The sequence below is a fragment of the Nocardia spongicola genome (assembly GCF_047200775.1).
In the GTDB taxonomy this organism is placed as follows: Bacteria; Actinomycetota; Actinomycetes; order Mycobacteriales; family Mycobacteriaceae; genus Nocardia.
The window spans coordinates 62,578-83,440 of sequence record NZ_JBJZOO010000007.1 but is presented as its reverse complement, the minus strand read 5'-3'; the positions used below and the strand labels follow the sequence as shown (position 1 = coordinate 83,440).

The window sequence follows — 20,863 nt, the reverse complement described above, 5'->3', positions numbered from 1 at the left end:
GAGGGGTACGGGTGGCCGGCTATTCGGCGATAACCTATTCTTCGGGGACCACCGAGACGTCTGCCTCGTCCACCTGAACATCATCTGATGTGTCCGGGTTTCCCTCGGCCTTTACGCTGATTCTTTCCTTGTCGACTCCAGCGGATTCGAGTTCGTTCATGATGTTGTTGCCACGGGCCTCGGCCAGCGCGTCGGCGGTATCACTGTCCGAATCCTCGGCGTAGGTCTTGACCTCTATCTTGGCGTCGTTCCCCTTCAGGGTGAGCGCGACCGCTCTGATGGCGGCGACATCCGCTGTGCTGAGGTCGGAACTGCCGCTGTCGAAGGTGATGGGTGCCGCGGCCAGTGCCGCGTTGATCGCGTCCTGGATCATCTGCTGCGCGGTGTTCAGGGCAGAGCTCACGACAGAGGAGGTTGTCGTGGCGGCACTGCTGCGTTGATCATCCGCGCTTTTAGTGGTCGTGGTCGTCGAGGTGATCGTGGCCGTCGATTCGGTGTCGCTGTCGGATCCGCATGCCGCGGTCATGAGCAGTACGGCTGTCGTAACGGCGATTCCACTGACGCTTCTGGTGGATATCATCTGCCTCTCCTGTACGTGGTGGAGAATCCTGTTCGCGTCATTCACTACGTTGCCTGGAGTCAGCTGCTCGGGATTATCGGCAGCTCGCCGGATCGAACCCCGGCGGATGATCCGCGTGCGCACGCCGATCGCTGGTGCCGGTACCGATCCTCGCACAGGTCCGTCGCCCGGTGTGCTGTTTCGCGGTCGCTCGGCTTTCGCGGCCCAGCCTGCCGTGCTTTGTCTCGGCTTTCGCGGCAGTCGACGTGTTCGGCGCGATCCGCATCACGGCCGGTACGGTGATCAGTGGCTACCGCGGGCGTTTTTCGTGCCTTACCAGTCGATCACGCCGAGTTCATGGAGTCTGCGAAAGACCAGCATCGAGCCGGGAGCGATATGGTCCATGGCAGCGTACTCACTCACGGTGAAGTAACGCAGCTCGGCGATCTCGCCCGCCGGTCGCGGCTCACCATCGAGTTCTGCGGTGAAGCAGGTCATATGCAGCCGGGTGTCCGGGGAATGCCCGTATGCCACTGCTTGGAATACTCCGAGTTCGCCGAGCGATACCACGCCGACATCGAGTTCTTCGCGCACCTCACGGTGTAACGCGTCCTCGGGTGTTTCCCCTGGGTCGATCTTGCCGCCGGCCATGTAGAAGACATCTTTACCGATCGAACGTGTCTGTAACAGGCGCCGATCCCGGATATGGGCCAACGCGGCTGTGCGAATCACCGGCCCACTGTATCGGGCCGGATATCTCAGCAGGAAAGCCGATATCGAGGTGGTGCTCCGGGACCCGGCCGCCGCGGCGGATTCGGCAGGGTGTACCGGATGGTGAGGTGGTGCCGCCGCGGTGGACGGAAGTGAGGTCGGCCCGCCGGACTACTGGAGCCGGGGGGCCGAAACCGATCCGCTGGACTGGTCGATCAGAGTTGCGCTGTTTGTTCGCGGGGCGGCAGCCCGTCGGCTTGACGGAGAAGATCAGCGAAGGACTCCAGGTAGAGCAGGGTACGTAAGGAGAGGCCGTCGACGGCTTGTCCGAGACGGCGCAGGGCCGAGTTGTCCAGATGCGCGATTACGTCCGCGTCCGCGGCCTGATCGGAGCCGGGGTCGAAACCGAAATAGCTGGGGTCGAGCCCGAAAACGTGAGCGAGCCCGGCACGGGCTTGCTCGGGGAGTGCGGTGGCCTGTCCGCTACGTACCTGCGCCAGGTAGCCGGGTGCCAGGTCGTACCCGGCGGCGGCCAACCATGATGTGACCGTGTCGTCGGCCAGCGGGCGCCCGTGCGCACGCTCCCACATCTCGAACGCTAGGTTCAGCCGGGTTGCGATATCGATGTCCACGACCGCCTTCCTTCTGGCGATATTGCCTGTTGAGGGGCCAAACATGCACTCGACCGTAGCGTGGTAGCAGTCGATCACCGTGATTTCATGGCAAATGTCCGGTTGCCTAGGGGAGGGAACGGGCTCGAGCCCTGGTTCCCCGAGTACCGACATCGAGGAGGACTGTGTGCGATTGAGTTCTGCGGAGGCCCGCGAGCGATTCGGGAACAGTACCGTCGCGCGGTTGGCGACTGTCTCGGCCGAGGCGCGTCCACGCCTGGTTCCGATTGTGTTCGCCGTCGTCGGCGAGGTGATCTACACCAGTGTCGACGCGAAGCCGAAGACCACCACCGCACTGCGCCGGTTGGCCGATATCGCGGCCAACCCGGCAGTCGCCGTATTGGCCGACTACTACAGCGACGACTGGACCCGCCTGTGGTGGGCACGGGCCGACGGTAACGCGCGCATCGCCGATGCGGCCGAGGCCGATACCGCGAAGCGGCGCTTGACCGACCGCTACCCGGTATATAGGGACCAGCCGCCGCCGGGGCCGGTGATCGCCATCGATGTCACGCGGTGGTCGGGATGGTCCGCGCGTTGAGTGCCGAGCTGGGGGATTCCGTTCGAGCGTAACCGCATTCGCGGGCCAGGGCACCAGGGTGTATATCCGGTACAGTCCGAGTGGCCGGGTCCCGGAGACGGAACTGCCGCGCCGGGTTATGTGTAGAGACGACTGTGAGGATGGTTATGCCTTCGAATTTCAGGCTGAAGGTAATGAACGCGGCGCATCGTGCCTTGCTGAAGATCAGCTTCGGAAAGCTGGGCGATCGGATCGCGGGTATGCCATCACTCGAGCTGACGACCATCGGGCGTAAATCCGGGCGACCGCATTCGGTCATGCTCACCGCTCCGATCATTGATGGTGACACCTACGTCGTCGTTGCTTCACGCGGAGGCGATCACATCCATCCGGCATGGTTTCTGAATGTGCGCGACAATCCGGATGTTGTCGTCTCGGTACGCAGTGGCCCGAAGGTGCCCATGACGGCTCGGGTGGCCACCGCCGAAGAGCGGGCGACATTGTGGCCGCGAGTCACCAGCGCCTACTCGGGCTATGCCGGTTATCAGGAGAAGACCACGCGGGAGATTCCGTTGGTATTGCTGACGCCGAAGAACTGAATGGCTCGTCGGCGGTCCGGTACGGGTCAGACTCGATAGTTGCGTAATACCAGGGTCAGGCACCCGGCCGCCGCCAGCGCGACAACACCGAACATCACCGGATAGCCGACACCGAAGCTCTGATGCAGGAATGACAGCAGCGCGGGGACGCCCAAGCCCAGGTAGCCGGTCGAATAGAACATTGCGGTCAGCCTGGCCAAATCGTCGGGGTTGGCGATGCGTTCGATCTCGCGCAGTCCGGCCACCATATCGATGCCATAGCCCGCGCCGAGCACAACGGCGGTGGCTGTCGTCGCCCACAGCGTCAGGATGTCGGAGGCCACCGCCGCCAGGAGCATCCCCGAGGTGATGATGGCCAGTGATACCGCGGCAGCTCGTGCGGTGCCGGGCTTGTCGATTCTGCGTGCTACGAATTGGATGGCGAATCCACAGCTCAGCGTAATAACGCTGACCATGGCGGAGAACGCGATCGGCGCGGTGCGCATCCGCGGTGCCATGAGAGAGGGCAGTACCACATACGCCGTCGCGGCGGAGGTGAACGGCCACAGCGCGATAGGAATGGCCACCGTGCGAAAGCGCCGGTGCGCGGCAGCGGGAATCCATAGACAATCACGGAGCCGCCAATGGTTCTGCTGTGGCCGGCGGGTTTCCGGCGCGTATCTGACCCATACGGCGGCGATCAGACAGAGTCCGGCGTTGATCAGGTACGCCAGTGTGTTCGGCCACGGCGCCCATTCCGCGAGTACCCCTGCGCAACCCGCGCCGCTCGCGAAACCGGCGGTGAGGCTCATCGCCGAGCGACGTGCCCCGGTGCCTGCGGGAAGGTTCGGTCCATATGGCGGTTGCGACAGTTCCTTCAGCCAGCTGCTACCCACGGCCATCACCAATCCGAGTGCGGCACCGCACAGCACTCGCCCCGCCGACATCAAGAGCACCGCCTCGTGCCCGAACGCCAACATCAGTGATCCGGTCATGCCGATCAGTGGTGCCGGTCGCAGCAGCATGCGACGGCCGTAGCGATCCGACATCGGGCCGCCGATGAGCAATGCGGGTACGATGCCGAGCGTATAGGAGAACAGCAGCAGATCCACTGTGGTCGCTGCCAGCCCGTTGCTCTTGTACATCACCAGCAGCGGGGTGAATTCGTTTCCGCCCCAGGCTACCGAGAACATCGCGGCGGCGACGCCTCCCCAGCGGGACCAACTGATCGAGCCAGGGGGTGCGGTAGTCGCGAGCTGCGCCATCACTGTCTTCGTGGTTCCGGTCGATCGCCGGGCGGATTCTCGGCCACTGTGTTGTGCCGAGGGCGCCGCTGTCCCCGTTTTTCGGTGTCAGGGCGAGGGAAAACGGCCTGCGCAGACCGGTGCGATGTGCCGGGTACGGGGAAGCTCTCGTACTCGTTGATCAGCTCCTCGCAGACCGGCGCACCGGAGCGGAGGGGCCGCATTGCCACGCTAACGGTGTTGTGCCGACGAACCTGCCATAAGGTGCATTCTAGGGATTGCGCAGGTCATCCTGCCGAGGCAGCCGAGCTGAGCGGTCCGATCGGAGTGGCCGGTATCGAAGATGTTGCGGAGTACGGCCCGAATACCTCAAGTTTTTCGCATACTGTGCTGCTTATCAGGCGTTTGCATGAATTATATTCATTTTTATAGATACTTTATCGTATTAAATTCATAATCTCGGATAGCCGCGAATCATTCCGGACAAATTGTGTAGTCGTCCACCGACGATCGGAGTGCAGGTGAGAATCGGAATCCCCCGCGAGGTCAAAAATCACGAGTATCGCGTCGCGTGTACGCCTGCCGGCGTACACGAACTCGTCTCGCGTGGCCATGAGGTGTATCTCGAGGCAGGGGCAGGGCGTGGTTCGGCTTTTCCGGACGAGGCGTACACCGTCATGGGTGCGCGCATACTCGACACCCCCGACGAAGTCTGGGCAACCGCCGATCTGATACTCAAAGTGAAGGAGCCGGTGCCCGAGGAGTACGGGCGGTTGCGCGCGGATCAGGTGTTGTTCACCTATCTGCACTTGGCCGCGTCGCGGGAGTGCACCGACGCATTGCTGGCCGCGGGTAGCACGGCCATCGCCTATGAAACGGTGACCGGTCGCGACGGCTCGTTGCCATTGCTCGCGCCGATGAGCGAGGTCGCGGGCAGGTTGGCCGTGCAGGCGGGTGCCTATCACCTGATGCGCAGTGCCGGTGGACGTGGGGTGCTGATGGGTGGCGTGCCAGGCACAAGGCCTGCCAAGGTCACCGTGCTCGGCGGGGGCGTCGCGGGTGGCAACTCGATAGCGGTGGCGCACGGTATGCGCGCTGAGGTCACTGTTCTGGACCTGAACATCGCGAAGCTACGCGAGATCGATGCGCAATACGGCGGTCAGGTGCGCACGATCATGCCCAATAGGCTCGAAGTCGAGGTCGCGGTACGAGAGGCGGATCTGGTGATCGGGGCGGTGCTGGTGCCGGGCGCCAAGGCGCCGACCCTGGTGTCTCATGACCTCGTCACGCAGATGAAGCCGGGTGCCGTGCTCGTCGATATCGCGATCGACCAAGGTGGTTGTTTCGCGGACTCGCGGCCGACCACACACACGGAACCGGTCTACCGAGTACACGAGGCGATATTTTACTGTGTGGCGAATATGCCGGGTGCGGTGCCGCATACCTCGACGATCGCACTCACCAACGCCACATTGCCGTACGTCGTCTCGCTCGCGGAGCGCGGATGGCGTGGTGCGGTAGCCGCTGATCCCGGTTTGGCCGCGGGGTTGAGTACCCATCACGGTGCGTTGCTGTCGGAGGCGGTGGCCCTGGCACACGACTATCCGACGCACAGTCCGGTGATATGAGGTTTCCGGTGGCAGTGCTCGTCAGGGGGTGCCCGATCGGGGACGCATATGCTCGAAGATGAGGATGGTCTCGGTCGAGGCGACCGCTGGGTGGTCACTGAGGTGATTCAGTACGAATACGCGCAGTTCGTCGGTGTTCGCGGTGGCGACATGCACCAGGTAGTCGTCGGCGCCTGCGATGAAGTACACGTTGAGCACACCCTCCAGCGCCGATATGTGCTCGCCGAACTGGGCCAGTTGCCTGCGGGCGCTCGCGCGTAGGCGTACCGCGATCATGGCCTGCAAGCTGTGACCGAGCGCCGCCGGGTCGATATCGGCATGGAATCCGCGAATGACACCGTGTTGCACCAATGCCCGCACCCGTCCCAGACAGGTCGAAGGCGCGATCCCCGCGGCGGCGGCCAGGGCATTATTCGTCATGCGCCCATCTCTGGCCAGATGTTCCAGCAGGGTCCGGTCGATATCGTCGAGCACGGTCTCAGCGGGTGAGTGGCCGGGCGCGGCAATATTGCCCGTGGCGTCGTTCCTGCGCATAAGTTGACAGTAGCGAACTTCTTTCGTTGGACCGGGTATTTCTATGAATGTTCTTCGATTGATTAGGTGACGGGATCATGCGTGTAGTCGAGGGTATGGGCGTGCCTGCTCGAGTTGTGCGGCTACCGGGAGGATTGTGGTCTCACCGTTCGCAGGACCGACCAGCTGAACCGACAAAGGGAGGCCATCCTCCCCGATACCGGCAGGCAGGGCGGCTGCCGGATGCCCGGTGACGTTCCACAGCGCGGTATAGGCGACCATCGGAAGGGAGGCGAGCTGGGCGCGTATTGTGTTCACTCCGTCGAGTACTCCCAGCAGCGGCGGGCGCATCGCGATAGTCGGAGTGAGCAACAGATCGTACTCAGTGAAGATCTGATCGACCCTGTGTGCCAGCGTTTCTCCCCGGCGTATCGCCCATTCGACAATGCGGTCGCGTGCCCACACACCCAGCGCGGCTGTTTGTCTGGTACGGCGTTCGACCAGCTCCGGATGGTCCATCTCGGCTACTTCGGCACGCACACTGGCGTAGAACTGCGGAAAGAACGCGGAGGTGGAGTCAGGGTAGTCCGGATCTGTTTCCACTACGGTATGCCCCAGGTCCTGGAGGAGAGCCGCGGTCTCGCGGACAGCCCGCGCATGTATCGGATCGAGTTTCACCAGCGACGCGGAAGGTTTCATGCTGTAGCCGATCCGCAGTGGCCGAGCCGGTTCGCGGGCCGCCGCCTCGAACGATATCGCCGGGTCCGGCGCCTTGAACCGATCGGTGGGGCTGCTGCCGCGAAGGACGTCGTAGACGACAGCCGAGTCGAGCACACCGCGGGTGAGCGGTCCGGCGACACCCAATGCCCCCCACAGATGTTTGTTCGGGGCCATCGGCACCCGCCCGCGTTGCGGTTTGAGGCCGAACAACCCACAGCATGCCGACGGAATCCGGATCGAGCCGCCGCCGTCGCCACCGATCGCGGCGGGGACAAGTCCAGCAGCCACCGCGGCGGCCGAACCACCGCTCGACCCGCCGGGGGAGTGGGCAGGACTCCATGGATTGCGAGTCGTTCCGAAGGTGGTGCTCTCGGTGAACGGCCACTGTCCGAACTCCGACATCGCGGTCTTCCCGATGATGATCGCGCCTGCCGCGCGCAGCCTGCGCACCATTTCGGCATCCGCCGCCGCCGGCGTCGAATTCGCGCGGGTACCGAAGGTGGTCACCACCCCCGCGACGTCGTATTCGTCTTTCACCGCGATCGGAATACCGTGCAAGGGACCCACAGCACCACCCGCGGCACGCTCCCGATCGCGTTCGACGGCCGCTGCCTTGGCTTCTTCGCGCAGCACCCGGGTGAAGGCACCGAGCTCCTCGGCGGCATCGATTTTGTCGAGGGTCTCCTCGATGAGCTGCTGCGCCGAGACAGTTCCTCGCGCCAATAGCTCACGCTGCTCACATATTCCCAACGAGACGACCTCGTGCTGATCCATCCGCCACTGCTCCCTCCGGCACCTGGGAGTCACCGTAGCCCGAAATATCGCTGTCTGTGGCGATAACCGGACTGCCGGGAAACCTTTCTCGCTCTGGCCACCTGGAGGTGTGGTGTCGGGCCGGTATCACTTCGGATCGCTCGGTATCCGCTGGTACCGGATCTGTGCTACGGAAGACGTATGGTTCCGGCTCGTTCTCGCTATGACGTCGTGATTGTCGGTGGTGGTCACAATGGTTTGGTGGCCGCCGCGTATCTGGCCAGAGCCGGGCAGTCGGTATTGGTACTGGAACGGCAGCGGCAGGTAGGCGGTGCCGCGGTATCGGCCCGAGTCTTCGCCGGTATCGATGCGCGCTTGTCACGGTATTCGTATCTTGTGAGTTTGCTACCGCAGTCGATCATGGACGATCTCGGGCTGCGGTTCGCGACTCGGCGTAGGTCGGTCTCGTCCTATACTCCGGTCGGTGCGGGAGGGCTGCTGATTTCCGCGGAGCAGGCACGGACCGAGGCGAGCTTCGCGCGGCTCACCGGTTCGGATCGGGAGTTTCTCGCGTGGCAGCGGTTCTATGGCGCCATCGGCGATATGGCCCGCCGGGTGTTCCCGACGTTGACGCAGCCACTGCCGTCCGAGACCGAGTTGCGGGGAATCGTCGCCGATCCGATGATCTGGGAAGCGCTCTTCGAGCGGCCCCTCGGGGAGACGATCGAGTCGGTCTTCGCCAACGACATCGTGCGTGGTGTGGTGCTCACCGACGCGTTGATCGGTACCTTCACCCACGCGCACGATCCGACACTGCGACAGAATCGTTGCTTTCTCTATCACGTGATCGGCGGAGGTACCGGGCAATGGGATGTACCGATCGGTGGTATGGGCGCATTGACCGACGCACTGGTCACGGCCGCGCGTTCGGCAGGTGCGCAGATCGTCACCGAATGTGCGGTGACGAGAATCGGAACCGATGGAAATACAGCGGAAGTGGAATTTCCCGACGGTAAGGTCGGCGCACGCTATGTGCTGATGAACGCCGCGCCATATCTGCTCGCGGAGTTGCTCGGTGAGCCACTGCCCCCGAAGCCGGAGGGTGCGCAGCTGAAGATGAACATGCTGCTGCGCCGGTTACCCCGCTTGCGGGACACCGAGGTCGATTCATCCGAGGCGTTTGCCGGGACCTTTCACATCGGCGAGTCGTACGGACAGCTGAATCGAGCTTATGGTGAGGCGGTGGCCGGTCGTGTTCCGTCCGCGCCGCCTGCCGAAATCTATTGTCATACGTTGACCGATCCGACGATTCTGGCGCCGGACTTGGCCGCACAAGGCACGCACACCCTCACGTTGTTCGGTCTGCACACCCGAGCGGAATTGTTCGCCGCCGATCCGGAGCGAGCGAAGGCAGAGGCGGTGAAAGCGACATTAGCGCAAGTGGATTCGGTTTTAGCCGAACCTATCGTCGACTGTTTGGCTACCGACGAGCATGGCGAGCCCTGTCTGGAGGCCGTGACTCCACTCGAACTCGAGCACGAGATCGGCTTACCCGGTGGGCATATCTTCCATCGCGATCTGGCTTTTCCCTATCTCCCTGAGGAGGTCGATCCGGCCGACCCAGCTGTCGGATGGGGTGTGTCGACCGGCCATCGCAACATATTCCTGTGTGGTGCCGGGGCGATTCGGGGCGGCGGGGTCAGCGGTATCCCAGGACACAATGCCGCGATGGCAGTACTGGACCTCGTTCAGGAGGGCTGAGCGCACAGCGCGATTTTGGCATTGCGGCCGGAGGCCTCGGCGGCGACCACTGCCTCGGCCACATCCTCCAGCGGATATACGGCTTCGAAATCACTCCGCAACCCACCCCGGGCTGCGAGTTCGATCAGTTCCTCTGCCATCTGGATGATTCGTGTTCGGCCGAGCTTCGCGTTCGACTTGTTGACCCAGAATCCGTCGACCACAGCGTTTTTGAAGATGAGGGTGCCGGAGTTGATCGACATCGGCTCGCCCGTCAGCTGGCCGAAGGAGGTTATGCGACCGCCAGGTGCGAGCAGCGCCAACTCCTCGTCCGCGGCGCGACCGCCCAACTGATCGATGGCTCGGGTGATCAACGCGCCCGATGTCGCGGCCTCGACCTGGTCCATCCAGTCCGGGTTTTCGGTGTCGAGTGCCGGGTCGTATCCGAGTTCATGCATCGCCGCGACGGCGGCGGGCCTGCGCACGAGGTTGAGTACGTGTAGACCGCGCCGCCGCGCGAACAGATTGACCAGCTTACCGACCGCACCGTTGGCGGCGTTGATCATCAGCCAGTCGCCTGCCCGCAGATCGAGGTGATCGACCAGCGCTCTCGCGCTCCATGGCATGAGGAGTACCTGGGCCGCGGTCTCGTCGGGAACCGAGTCCGGCACCGCGACCACCCGCCAGGCGGGGCACACGAAGCGTTCGGCCCATACATGTTGATCTCGGTTGAGCGCTCCACGTTGACCGACCGACAGGTGGGTGACGCCGGGACCTACCGCTGTGATCCGGACGAGTGCTTCGGTGCCTGGGACGGCGGGCAGTGCGGGTTTATATCCGTAGAGGCCGCGTACGATCTCCAGATCGTGGTGGTGGATCGGTGAGAGGATAAGCGCGACCTGCACTTCGCCCGGCCCGGGTTCTGCCACCGTTCGCTCGGCGATGGTGAGCACGTCCCTCGGTTCGCCGTATTGCTCGAAGGCGATGGCGCGCATATCCACTCCTTCTCCGATCAGTCCTCCGCGAGGAGAACCTCGACGTCGATATTGCCGCGGGTCGCGTTGGAATAGGGGCACACCTCATGTGCCTTGTCAGCGAGTGCTCGGGCATCCTCCTTGGACAGATGAGGAAGCGATACTTCCAGGGTAACCGCCAGACCGAAGCCACCTGCATCGTTCGGGCCGATACCGACCTTCGCGCCGACCGCGGAATCATCGATGTTCGCCTTGGCTTGTTTGCCGACCAAGCGCAGTGCCGAATGGAAGCACGCCGCGTAGCCCGCCGCGAACAGCTGTTCGGGGTTGGTGCCTACACCGTCGCCACCCATCTCCTTGGGGGTCGACAGATCCACATCGACCTTGCCGTCGGTGGTGCGTGCGTGCCCGTTGCGGCCGTCGCCGCTGGCAAGGGCTTCGGCGGTGTAGAGGATCTGCATGGCTATTCTCCTTCGTTCAGATGGGACAGCAGTGACTGTGTGAGTCGCTGCAGGGTGTCGCGCACCGGAAGGAACTCCTCCGGTGGCATTCCGACGGCCTCGGCTATCTCGGCCGGGATGCAGTCGGTCTCGGCGTGGAGTGCGCGTCCACGGTCGGTGAGCTGGATATCGACGCGACGTTCATCGTCGGTGGCTCGCCGTCGCTCGATCAGGCCGGCTGCCTCCAGTCGCTTGAGTAGCGGGGAGAGCGTGCCGGAGTCCAGGTGGAGGGTGTGGCAGAGGTCGCCGACGCTACGTCCGTCGCGTTCCCACAGGGTCAGCATCACCAGGTACTGCGGATAGGTGAGCCCGAGCTGCTTCAGCTTGGGGCGATAGACCGCGGTCATGGCCCGGGATGCCGCGTAGAGCGTAAAGCACAGTTGCTCATCGAGGGCGAGTCGGTTGGTCACTCGAATGAATGTAGTAGTCAATTATATTTTGCACAATATAATTGTGAGTGGCGCTGGTCACACCATGATGACAGCAACCACGCGGCGGCGACTCAGAGTTGTGGTAGCACCTGCGCGGCGATCAGCTCCAGATGGTCGAGATCGGTCAGATCCAATAGCTGCAGATAGATGCGTCGAGAGCCGATCTCGGCGTATGCGCCGATCTTGTCGACCACTTCGGCGGGCGAGCCGGCCAGGCCGTTGCTCTTCAGCTCCGCCGCATCGCGGCCGATCGCTTCGGCTCGTCGCGCCACCTCGGCTTCGGTTGCGCCGACACAGACCACCAAGGCATTGGAGTAGATCAGATCGTCGGCAGCACGGCCGCGTGCCGTCGCGGCGGCACGGACCCGATCGAACTGCCGCGCGCTGTCCTCGACCGACGCGAACGGGATGTTGAACTCGGTCGCGTATTGCGCGGCCAGCCGCGGGGTTCGGGTGGTCCCGAGGCCGCCGAGCAGCAGCGGCACCGGATGCTGTTTCGGCTTGGGCAGTGCGGGGGAGTCGGTGAGCTGATAATGCTTGCCGGTGTAACTGAAGGTGTCACCGGGTTCGGTTGCCCACAGCCCGGTGATGATCGCCAGCTGTTCCTCCAGCCTGGCGAATTTGTCGACAGGGAAGGGGATGCCGTACGCGGCGTGTTCCTCGGCGAACCAGCCGGTGCCGAGGCCGAGTTCCACCCGTCCGCCGGACATCTGGTCCACCTGTGCCACTTGGATGGCCAGCGGACCGGGTAGCCGGAAGGTCGCGGCGGTGACGAGCGTGCCCAACCGAATCCGCTGGGTTTCCCTGGCCAGTCCGGCCAGTGTTATCCAGGCGTCGGTAGGCCCGGGCAGGCCGTCGGAGCTGCCCATGGCCAGGTAGTGATCAGAGCGGAAGAACGCGTCGAAGCCCAACTCCTCGGTGGCTTTCGCGACGGCCAGCAAGGTGTCATAACTAGCGCCCTGTTGCGGTTCGGTGAAGATGCGTAGTTCCATAGGAACATCCTGCCCGCTGTGCGGCCGCGGTGGTCAGCGCGTGGTGGAACAGGAGCCGAGGAACGAGTCGGATAGGCAGATCCCGTCGATATCGGCGACGAGTAATCCCGTGCCGAGCAGCAGCGCGCCGATCGCGATCGCGCCGAATACGAAAACCCACAGCAGTCCGGGCAGCCGGGTGAGCCGAGCGAGCTGATCGGCGTCGGAATCGATCCCTGGATACGGGGAACGCTGCTGCCTGGACCGTCCGCGTTGCAGTTCCACGATCGGCCGTGTCCCGGCGAACAGCAGGAACCAGGTACCCAGATACGCGAAACCCGCCTGCAGCGTATCGGCCCCGAACCAGGACACGAGGAAGACCGTTGTCCCGAGGGCGAGCACTGTGCAGGCACCGTAGATATTCCTGATCTTGACCAACAGTGCGGCGAGCAGCACGATAGCGGTCCAGAGCAGCAGCGTGATCCGACTCGCCCCGAGTAGTGCGGCGAACCCGAGCCCCAGTAGAGATGGCGCCGGATAGCCGGCCATGGTGGTGAGGATCATCCCGAGACCGTAGGGTTTTCCACTCGACACGGTGAGACCCGAAGTATCCGAGTGCACGCGGATACCGGTGAGTTTCCTGCCGGTCAGGAGTGCCACCAGCGCATGCCCGCCTTCATGCGCGATGGTGACGATATTGCGGGTAAGCCGCCAGATCGGGCGATAGCCCACCAGTATGAGCGCTGCCACCGCGGCCGCTGCCACCAGCCACCACGGTGGTTGCGCTTGGGGGGTCAGCAGTCGATCGGCGATGGCCGCACCGCGCTCGGCGAATTCCGCTCTATCCACCGCCGCACTGTAACCATCCGCAAGCGTTGTGTCCGGCGCACCGTGGTCCTGACCGGTTCAGCTCTTTCCTGCCGAGGCAGGAAAGAGCGCGTACTCCGGTCCGCCATCGCACTGCTCGCGGGGCTTCAGACCGAGACTTTCTCCCGCAGCAGTTCGAATGAGCGGGCCCGGTCGTCGAGATCGTAGACCAGCGTATTGATCATCAGCTCATCGGCCTCGGTGCGCCGTAGCAGCTCGGAGAGCTGGTCACGCACGGTATCCGGTGCGCCGAGCAGCTGCCCGGCTCTGCGCTGCTGGATGAATGCGCGCTCATGCGCCGAAGGTTGGAACGCGGCGGCTTCCTCCGGGGTAGGCAGTGCCCGCGGCGTGCCTCGTACCAGATTCAGGAAGGCCAGATCGCGGGGGCCTGCGAGAGTTTCGGCGCGTTCATCGGTGTCGGCGCAGATCGCGGCGACCGCCACCATGGTGTGCGGATGGGCCAGCCATTGCGAAGGCCGGAAGTGCTCGCGATAGAGCGCGAGTGCGGGCTCGGTGTTGTCCGGGCTGATGTGGTGTGCGAACGCGAACGGCAGGCCGAGTACCGCGGCAACCTGCGCGCTGTATCCGCTGGAGCCGAGCAGCCAGATTTCGGGTTCCTCGCCGCGTCCCGGCGTCGCGGCGATGCCACCGGGATCGGCGCCGCGGAAATAGCCGAGCAATGCGGACAGCTCTTGCGGGAAGGACTCCGCCGACAATCCGTTCTCGGTCCGCCGTAGTGCGCGGGCGGTCGCCTGATCGGTACCCGGCGCTCGTCCGATGCCCAGGTCGATACGTCCGGGATGCAGGGCGTGCAGAGTGCCGAACTGCTCGGCGACCACCAGCGGCGCGTGGTTGGGCAGCATGACACCACCGGAACCCACCCGGATGGTCGAGGTGGCGGCCGCCAAGTGGGCCAGCAATACGCTCGGCGCCGAGCTGGCGATGCCGGGCATATTGTGGTGCTCGGCGACCCAGAAGCGCCGATAGCCAAGAGCTTCGGTGCGCCGGGCCAGCTCGGTGGTCGCGTCGAGCGCCTCCCCTGCGGTGTGGCCGGACTGTACCGGCGCGAGATCCAATACGGACAACGGGACGTCGATCATGGCCCTCCTCGGAAGTATCGAACCTCCGGCGCAACGTCTGGCGGGCCCTGGGTATTTCTCAGCCGCCCCGATCTGCGTGATCGCCGCATACCGTGCCGCTTGTCCGGTGCTGGACTTTCGCTGCATTTCGTACTGGGTAGTGCGTGTAGTGTGGGTGCGCTGCCCACCGAGGTGATGACTCGATGGGCAGCCGTATCGGTTGTCTCCTCGACTCGTCCGGCCCCGGTCAGGGGGACGGATCCGCCCCGGTGCGTGGCGGCGTCGCGGCGAGAACCGCCAGTTCCTCATCGGTGAGCAACCGTGAGCGAATCAGGAAACGCACCCCCTCGGGCGCCTCCAGGGAGAACCCGCTGCCCCGTCCAGGCACCACATCGACGGTGAGCCGGGTGTGCCGCCAGTACTCGTACTGGTCCGCGCTCATCCAGAACGGAGTGTCTCCCTCTAGCTGCCCGAGCAGCACATCGGCCGCGCCGACCCGGAACTCGCCACGGGGGTAGCACATCGGTGAGCTGCCGTCACAGCAGCCGCCGGACTGATGGAACATCACCGGGCCGTGCTGCTCGATCAGCGTGCGTAGCAACGCCGCTGCCCGCTCGGTGAGCTCGACGCGGCGGACCGGATCGGACATCAGAAGAAACCGAGCTTATCCGTCGAGTAACTGACCAGCAGGTTCTTGGTCTGCTGGTAGTGGTCGAGCATCATGCGGTGATTCTCGCGTCCGATACCGGATTTCTTGTAGCCACCGAAGGCGGCGTGTGCGGGGTAGGCGTGATAGCAATTGGTCCAGACCCGGCCCGCCTTGATCTGCCTGCCGAGCCGGTAGGCGGCGTTGATATCCCGCGTCCACACCCCGGCACCGAGGCCGTAGAGGGTCTCGTTGGCGAGCTTCAGCGCCTCATCGGTGGAGTCGAATGTGGTCACCGATACCACCGGTCCGAAGATCTCCTCCTGGAAGATCCGCATATCGTTGTTCCCTCGGAAGATCGTCGGCTCCACGTAGTAGCCGTCGGGGTATTCCGCGACCTTGCGCGGACCACCGCCGGTGAGTACCTGCGCACCTTCTCCGCGACCGATATCGATGTAGGACATGATCTTCTCGTATTGGTCATTGCTGGCCTGGGCGCCGATCATGGTGTCCTCGTCCAGGGGGTCGCCACTCTGGATCGCCTCGGTCCGCTCGATGCACCTGGCCATGAACTCGTCGTAGATCGACGAGTGGATCAATGCGCGGGAGGGACACGTGCACACCTCGCCCTGGTTGAGCGCGAACATCACGAAGCCCTCTACGGCTTTGTCCAAGAAGGCATCGTCGGCGGCCATGACATCGGGCAGGAAGATATTGGGGCTCTTCCCGCCGAGTTCCAGGGTGACCGGAATGATGTTCTCACTGGCGTACTGCATGATCAGCCTGCCGGTTGTGGTCTCACCGGTGAAGGCGACTTTGGCTACCCTCGGGCTGCTCGCCAGTGGTTTACCTGCTTCGACACCGAAGCCGTTGACCACATTGAGCACGCCGGGCGGCAGCAGATCGGCGACCAGTTCGACCACCTTCAAGATCGAGGCCGGAGTCTGTTCCGCAGGCTTGAGCACCACCGCGTTTCCCGCGGCCAGTGCGGGCGCCAGCTTCCAGGTGGCCATCAAGATAGGGAAGTTCCACGGAATGATCTGCCCGACCACTCCGAGCGGCTCGTGGAAGTGATACGCGATGGTGTCTGCGTCGACCTCGCTGATACTGCCCTCTTGGGCGCGCAGCACCCCGGCGAAGTAGCGGAAGTGATCGACTGCCAGTGGCAGGTCGGCAGCCAGCGATTCGCGGATCGGTTTCCCGTTCTCCCAGGTCTCGGCGACTGCCAGCGACTCGAGGTTGTCCTCGATCCGGTCGGCGATCTTGTTGAGCACGGTGGCGCGTTCGGCGGCCGGGGTGGCGCCCCACGAGTCGGCCGCTCGGTGCGCGGCATCGAGGGCGAGATCGATATCGGCGGCCGAGGAGCGGGCCACCTCGCAGAATGTCTGCCCGTCCACGGGGGAGGGATTCTCGAAGTAGCGGCCCTCGACGGGAGCGGTCCATTCGCCGCCGATGAAATTCTCGTAGCGCGTGGCGAATTCGACGAGGCTACCTTCGGTTCCCGGCTTTGCGTAGTTCATGGCGGATGACTCCTCGAGTGGTTGCGGGCGCGCGGCGCCCGGCTATTCCGTCGTGATGTGAATCACTATGCCGTGTGTGGGTTGAGGAAACGTTGAGACGCACGACGCGGGATGACACCAGGGAATTCAACTTCGGAGCGCACTGTGCAGCCGGGCCGCGGCGAGGGCACGTCTGCCGTCATCCGGGGGTAACAGGCGGAGCGCGTGTTCGTGGATCTCGACGTCGTCGGGCGCGCGCTCGCCGTAGCGCAGCGCGTGCTCGGCGATCCCGCTGGAGAGCACCGCGGTGCGCACACCGACCTCTAGATGCGCACGCCACTGCACGATTCCCGGGGTATGCGATGTGGGGAGCAAGGGTCCGCGATACAGCTCGACAGCCGTGGTGGTGTCGCCTGCCGCCAGCGCGGCGAGTACCTCGACCGCATCACACGACAGCGGGCTCAGCAGCCGATAGACCCGGCTGGTGATATCACCGCCGGTCGCACGCCGCAGATAGGACATCTCGGATTTGAGGGTGCTCGTGCCGACCGGGCGATCCCCGTATACCGCGAAGTGCAGACGTTCGTGGGTGAAGCCCTCGGGCTCCAGCGCCAGCAGGGTCAGGATCTCCACGTGCCGGGGACGTAACCGCACGGGTGCGCCGCCACGGGTCAATCGGCCGCCGCCGAGACAGGTCAGCCTGCTTTCCCGTGGTGCGTCTATCCGGTGGCGCATGGCGGTTTCGATGGCAGTGACCAGAGCGGTGACCGTGGACATGGCCAACGGATGGGCGCGGTCCCAGGTGGTGGACAGATCGAGCACACCGAGTTGCCGCCCGTCCATCGCGTGGATCGGTGCGCAGTAACAGACCCAGCCGTGCAGGACAGCCACCAGATGTTCGGCGGAGAACACGGTATGTGGTTGTTCGGTGCGCAGGGCCAGTGACAACGCGTTGGTGCCCATATGCGCTTCGTCCCATCGGCCGCCGGGGGCGAAGTTCACCCGCTCGGCGCGGCGTCGCATGATCGGACTGCCGTGTGACCACAGAATGGTGCCCGTTTCGTCGGTGATCGCCGCGACGAAGCCCGCCTCCTCGGTAATGCCGCGCAGCTGGCCGCTGAGCTCGGATACCGGTGCGCACAAAGGGGATTCGGCCCAGCGAGCGGCCACATCGGCAGTGGCGGGGGGTGCGTACTCGCGCGCCGGATCGACGGTGGGTAGCGACCGTAGCCAGGACTGGGCGACCTCACCGCGCACGGCGGAATCATGCTGTGGTGTTCCGGTGGGAATCCATCGGGACCACTCTTGTTCTAGTGCAGCGCGTTGCTGCGAGAGGGAACTGCGCAGTGCCATCTCGCGGATCCTGTGTCGTCGATCCGATTTGTCTGTGTGCCCTCTTATCATGCCTCACAGAGTGGGCGGGGTATTCCGTTTCGGCGTGCTCGGTACTGCGGGGATATCGGACACCGAGAGAGGAGTCGACGATGACTAGTGCCGATGTGCTGATCGAGGCCTATACGCGGATCAAGGAAACCGTGCACGGGGCGGTGGACGGACTGAGTGAGGAGCATCTTCGTCACCGAATCGATCCGGGTGCCAACTCGATCGCATGGCTGGTCTGGCATCTGACCCGGGTACAGGACGACCACATCGCAGCGGTGGCCGAGAGTGAGCAGGTCTGGACCGCACAGGGCTGGTACCACCGGTTCGATCTGCCTATCGACAAGAGGGCGACCGGCTACGGTGACCTCCCTGCCGATGTCGCCGTCCTCCGAGCCTCTGCCGGGTTGCTGACCGGCTATTACGATGCGGTGCACGAGCAGACGCTGCGGTTCATCCGGACATTGCGGGAACACGACCTCGAACGCATCGTCGACACCCGATGGGACCCGCCGGTAACGCTGGGCGTGCGGTTGGTCAGCGTGCTCGACGATGATCTGCAGCATGCCGGGCAAGCCGCCTTCGTGCGTGGTGTGATCGAACGAATCGGGTGAGCGTACAGCAGGCCGAAGCTATCCGAAAACCGGAGCTATCTGAACAACCCGCCGAGCATACCGCCGCTCTGGCCTGCCTCCTGTCCGCCGCCGGTGCCACCGATGAGACCGCCGGGTGGCAGCTCGGAGGGCTGCACGATGACGAAGCCGCGGCCGGAGAACGACAACGTCATTCCCTCGCCGGTGCTGCGACCTATGAGTCGGCCGAGGCCGAAGGAGTCGTTGCGTTTGATTCCGGTCTGCAGGCTCGACGACCAGGCCACCGCGGCCTGCGGATCGGCGTAGGTCGGCTGATCGACATCGAGGACCACCGGTGTGCCATTGGTGCTGATGGCGATGCGGCCGGAACCGGTGAAGACACAGTTGAAGAGCCCGGCATTGCTTGCGAATCCCGCGGCGCCCTGCACCATTCTGATGTCGTATCGCAGGGTCGGATCGAAGGCGAGCACGTTGGCGCCGTTGATGGTCAGGCCGTCGGTACCGTCCAGATCGATAGTGTGCACCTCGGTGGCGCCATTGGCGACGAAAAGATCACCACGGCCGGATACCCGCATCAGTGGGACGCCCTCACCGGTCAGCCGCTGCTGGATCGCCCGGCCGATACCACCGGAGCCGAGTGCCTGGAATTGCAGGTCGCCCTGGTAGGCGACCATCGAGCCTGCGCGAACCATGACCTCGCTGGTGACAGCGACCTTGATCATTTTGCCGCCCTGCTTCTGGATACCGGCGCCGGTGACTTCGGCATGGCTGGGGGCGAACAGTTCGCTGTGCATCGGCAGCGCTCCTTGCTGTGGTGCTGGTATCGGTGCTGGGGCCGGAGTCGGCGCTGGTCGGTCCTCCGCAGGGTTGTCATCGATATTCACGCCGAATGCTGTCGCGATACCGGCGAGGCCGTTGTCATAGCCTTGACCGACCGCTCGGACTTTCCACCCGCCGCCACGGCGATAGATCTCCACGCACACCACGGCGGTTTCGGTGCTGAGCTCGGTCATCGGAAAGATCAGCGTGCCGGAAGCGGACGCGATGGTCGCGCGCAGCGAGCCGACGGTCGCGAATGTGGGCGGTCCGCTGCCGTCCAGGCTCGCGGTGACCACCACCCGGTCGATATCACCGGGCAGAGCATCGGTCCGAATATCGACTACATCGCCTGCGCCTCGGCCGTGTCGATAGGTGATCCCTGGCCCCGCGGGCTGGTTGAAGAATACGAAATCGGCATCGGAACGTACGGTGCCCGCTTGGTTCAACAACAGCGCGGAGACGTCGACAGGAGCCGAGCAGGTGACAGTGACCGCCAGCCGGTTGTCCGGTGTGGGGCGGTTCTCTCCCCGAGCGAGTTCGGTCATAGCAGGTCGTCCAACGCGGGTGTACGCCGAGGAGAAGACATACGATTCACGGCCTCCAGTGTGTCCTGCGTCCTGGAGGTGCGCTACCGGCTCGGCGCAGCCGGTCCGCTGATCAGGTGTTCCCGGTGCCGATTCGGTACGAGCGGGTCCGGATCCGGATGCGCCGCTGTTCAGAGCACCTCGGCGTACATGGTGCCGTCGAGGATGCCGAACTCGATCTGCCCGGGGAATATCGGCGGCGCGCCGACGGCACGTTTGGCGTGGTTGAGCGCTATGGTTTCGGTCGCCCACTGGTGCAATGGCTCAGGTAGCCGCAGGACTCGGTGATCGGTGCAGCGGATGTACGGGTAGGTGATCTCGCCGGGGCCGGCGAGGGGATTGTGGATGTCGAGGGAAGCGACGTCCAGGATCAGGCCGGTGTGCTTGGCGGAGGCGACGCTCGGTGGCTGCAATTCGATGTCGTCCATGATCGAAAACGGTAGCTCCAAGGATGCGCTGTTCCGGTGATTCCGTCCGCATGTCCGCAGGTTTTCGGGAGGGCGGACGGCGTGATCCGCTCCGGTATGGGTCCGGCGGGTGAGTGTGATCGGTCTCGATGTGCGGTGGGTGCAGAACCATTCTACTATCGTGCAGCGTGAAATCAGTTGTGCGCGTTCGATATCCGTTGACTACACGGTAACGATTCGTTTCTCGGGAAGGTGGGAATTCGTGGTGTACGCAGTTGTGACGACCATTGTCGCTGCCTTATTGGCCGGGTCGGCGGCGGCGATGGTGTGGGACCCGTTGCGTCGTGACCGGCCGGGCGAACTCGATCTCGAGCCGGAGCAGGGTGGTGTCGCGCCGCAGGGATCCCCTGAACGGCGTGGTGTCGAGTGGCCGCGAAAGGAGATGCGCTGAGCGGACGGCATCCGAGTCCTCTGTG

Annotated in this window: 23 protein-coding genes; 6 read left to right on the top strand and 17 right to left on the bottom strand. The window is 64.2% G+C overall.

Going from position 1 to position 20,863, the window contains the following annotated elements; all coding sequences use genetic code 11:
• Positions 1 to 34 precede the first annotated feature (34 nt).
• From ACL02S_RS15430 to ACL02S_RS15420, 3 genes are all read right to left on the bottom strand, one after another.
• The gene (locus tag ACL02S_RS15430) at positions 35 to 580 is read right to left on the bottom strand and encodes an OmpA family protein (protein ID WP_412803107.1); all 546 of its coding nucleotides are present in this window, start codon (positions 578 to 580) and stop codon (positions 35 to 37) included.
• Between the two features lie 312 nt (positions 581 to 892).
• The gene (locus ACL02S_RS15425) at positions 893 to 1,291 is read right to left on the bottom strand and encodes an NUDIX hydrolase (protein WP_412803106.1); all 399 of its coding nucleotides are present in this window, start codon (positions 1,289 to 1,291) and stop codon (positions 893 to 895) included.
• 194 nt (positions 1,292 to 1,485) lie between these two features.
• Complete coding sequence (locus tag ACL02S_RS15420; RefSeq protein WP_412803105.1) at positions 1,486 to 1,902, bottom strand: hypothetical protein; 417 nt, start codon at positions 1,900 to 1,902, stop codon at positions 1,486 to 1,488.
• Positions 1,903 to 2,074: 172 nt separating this feature from the next.
• Between ACL02S_RS15420 and ACL02S_RS15415 the strand changes: the two genes are divergently transcribed.
• Together ACL02S_RS15415 and ACL02S_RS15410 are read left to right on the top strand one after the other, a co-directional pair.
• Positions 2,075 to 2,482, top strand: a complete 408-nt coding sequence (locus ACL02S_RS15415; RefSeq protein ID WP_503129063.1) for a TIGR03668 family PPOX class F420-dependent oxidoreductase — start codon at positions 2,075 to 2,077, stop codon at positions 2,480 to 2,482.
• Between the two features lie 146 nt (positions 2,483 to 2,628).
• On the top strand, positions 2,629 to 3,060 hold the full coding sequence (locus ACL02S_RS15410) for a nitroreductase/quinone reductase family protein (protein ID WP_412803103.1): 432 nt from the start codon (positions 2,629 to 2,631) through the stop codon (positions 3,058 to 3,060).
• A 26-nt stretch (positions 3,061 to 3,086) separates the two neighbouring features.
• On the opposite strand, the gene ACL02S_RS15405 is transcribed toward ACL02S_RS15410, so the two are convergent.
• The gene (locus ACL02S_RS15405) at positions 3,087 to 4,304 is read right to left on the bottom strand and encodes an MFS transporter (RefSeq protein ID WP_412803102.1); all 1,218 of its coding nucleotides are present in this window, start codon (positions 4,302 to 4,304) and stop codon (positions 3,087 to 3,089) included.
• A gap of 500 nt (positions 4,305 to 4,804) precedes the next feature.
• On the opposite strand from ACL02S_RS15405, the gene ald reads away from it, so the two are divergent.
• Positions 4,805 to 5,911 carry an alanine dehydrogenase gene (ald, locus tag ACL02S_RS15400; protein ID WP_412803101.1) on the top strand — a complete coding sequence of 369 codons (1,107 nt, stop codon included), beginning with the start codon at positions 4,805 to 4,807 and terminating at the stop codon, positions 5,909 to 5,911.
• Positions 5,912 to 5,932: 21 nt separating this feature from the next.
• Here the strand turns inward: ald and ACL02S_RS15395 are convergent, their stop codons facing one another.
• Together ACL02S_RS15395 and ACL02S_RS15390 are read right to left on the bottom strand one after the other, a co-directional pair.
• Positions 5,933 to 6,445, bottom strand: coding sequence for an Lrp/AsnC family transcriptional regulator (locus tag ACL02S_RS15395; protein WP_412803100.1), 513 nt, complete (start codon positions 6,443 to 6,445; stop codon positions 5,933 to 5,935).
• A 75-nt stretch (positions 6,446 to 6,520) separates the two neighbouring features.
• Entirely contained in the window at positions 6,521 to 7,918 is a 1,398-nt protein-coding gene (locus ACL02S_RS15390) for an amidase (protein WP_412803099.1), read from the bottom strand.
• 180 nt (positions 7,919 to 8,098) lie between these two features.
• Between ACL02S_RS15390 and ACL02S_RS15385 the strand changes: the two genes are divergently transcribed.
• A complete protein-coding gene (locus tag ACL02S_RS15385; RefSeq protein WP_412803098.1) occupies positions 8,099 to 9,658 on the top strand; it encodes a phytoene desaturase family protein in 1,560 nt (519 codons plus the stop codon).
• On the opposite strand, the gene ACL02S_RS15380 is transcribed toward ACL02S_RS15385, so the two are convergent.
• From ACL02S_RS15380 to ACL02S_RS15340, 9 genes are all read right to left on the bottom strand, one after another.
• On the bottom strand, positions 9,646 to 10,632 hold the full coding sequence (locus tag ACL02S_RS15380; protein ID WP_412803097.1) for a zinc-binding dehydrogenase: 987 nt from the start codon (positions 10,630 to 10,632) through the stop codon (positions 9,646 to 9,648). The two genes, ACL02S_RS15385 and ACL02S_RS15380, sit on opposite strands and share 13 nt — an antisense overlap.
• A gap of 17 nt (positions 10,633 to 10,649) precedes the next feature.
• Positions 10,650 to 11,072, bottom strand: coding sequence for an organic hydroperoxide resistance protein (locus tag ACL02S_RS15375; protein ID WP_412803096.1), 423 nt, complete (start codon positions 11,070 to 11,072; stop codon positions 10,650 to 10,652).
• A 2-nt stretch (positions 11,073 to 11,074) separates the two neighbouring features.
• Positions 11,075 to 11,521, bottom strand: a complete 447-nt coding sequence (locus tag ACL02S_RS15370; protein WP_412803095.1) for a MarR family winged helix-turn-helix transcriptional regulator — start codon at positions 11,519 to 11,521, stop codon at positions 11,075 to 11,077.
• Between the two features lie 92 nt (positions 11,522 to 11,613).
• Positions 11,614 to 12,534 (bottom strand): LLM class F420-dependent oxidoreductase, encoded by a 921-nt coding sequence (locus tag ACL02S_RS15365; RefSeq protein WP_412803094.1) that lies wholly within the window; start codon positions 12,532 to 12,534, stop codon positions 11,614 to 11,616.
• A gap of 33 nt (positions 12,535 to 12,567) precedes the next feature.
• Entirely contained in the window at positions 12,568 to 13,362 is a 795-nt protein-coding gene (locus ACL02S_RS15360) for a M50 family metallopeptidase (RefSeq protein WP_412803093.1), read from the bottom strand.
• Between the two features lie 125 nt (positions 13,363 to 13,487).
• Positions 13,488 to 14,480 (bottom strand): LLM class flavin-dependent oxidoreductase, encoded by a 993-nt coding sequence (locus ACL02S_RS15355; protein WP_412803092.1) that lies wholly within the window; start codon positions 14,478 to 14,480, stop codon positions 13,488 to 13,490.
• Positions 14,481 to 14,706: 226 nt separating this feature from the next.
• A complete protein-coding gene (locus tag ACL02S_RS15350) occupies positions 14,707 to 15,108 on the bottom strand; it encodes a DUF779 domain-containing protein (RefSeq protein WP_412803091.1) in 402 nt (133 codons plus the stop codon).
• Complete coding sequence (adh, locus tag ACL02S_RS15345; protein ID WP_412803090.1) at positions 15,108 to 16,625, bottom strand: aldehyde dehydrogenase; 1,518 nt, start codon at positions 16,623 to 16,625, stop codon at positions 15,108 to 15,110. Before adh ends, ACL02S_RS15350 begins: the two co-directional genes overlap by 1 nt.
• A 126-nt stretch (positions 16,626 to 16,751) precedes the next feature.
• The gene (locus tag ACL02S_RS15340) at positions 16,752 to 17,957 is read right to left on the bottom strand and encodes a helix-turn-helix domain-containing protein (RefSeq protein ID WP_412803089.1); all 1,206 of its coding nucleotides are present in this window, start codon (positions 17,955 to 17,957) and stop codon (positions 16,752 to 16,754) included.
• 131 nt (positions 17,958 to 18,088) lie between these two features.
• Here ACL02S_RS15340 and ACL02S_RS15335 point away from each other — a divergent pair, with 131 nt between their 5' ends.
• Positions 18,089 to 18,598, top strand: coding sequence for a mycothiol transferase (locus ACL02S_RS15335; protein WP_412803088.1), 510 nt, complete (start codon positions 18,089 to 18,091; stop codon positions 18,596 to 18,598).
• A gap of 35 nt (positions 18,599 to 18,633) precedes the next feature.
• Here ACL02S_RS15335 and ACL02S_RS15330 read toward each other — a convergent pair whose 3' ends face one another.
• Together ACL02S_RS15330 and ACL02S_RS15325 are read right to left on the bottom strand one after the other, a co-directional pair.
• Positions 18,634 to 19,941 (bottom strand): AIM24 family protein, encoded by a 1,308-nt coding sequence (locus tag ACL02S_RS15330; RefSeq protein WP_412803087.1) that lies wholly within the window; start codon positions 19,939 to 19,941, stop codon positions 18,634 to 18,636.
• A gap of 170 nt (positions 19,942 to 20,111) precedes the next feature.
• Positions 20,112 to 20,408, bottom strand: a complete 297-nt coding sequence (locus tag ACL02S_RS15325) for a hypothetical protein (RefSeq protein WP_412803086.1) — start codon at positions 20,406 to 20,408, stop codon at positions 20,112 to 20,114.
• A 241-nt stretch (positions 20,409 to 20,649) separates the two neighbouring features.
• Here ACL02S_RS15325 and ACL02S_RS15320 point away from each other — a divergent pair, with 241 nt between their 5' ends.
• Positions 20,650 to 20,838, top strand: a complete 189-nt coding sequence (locus ACL02S_RS15320) for a hypothetical protein (RefSeq protein WP_412803085.1) — start codon at positions 20,650 to 20,652, stop codon at positions 20,836 to 20,838.
• Positions 20,839 to 20,863: the final 25 nt, after the last annotated feature.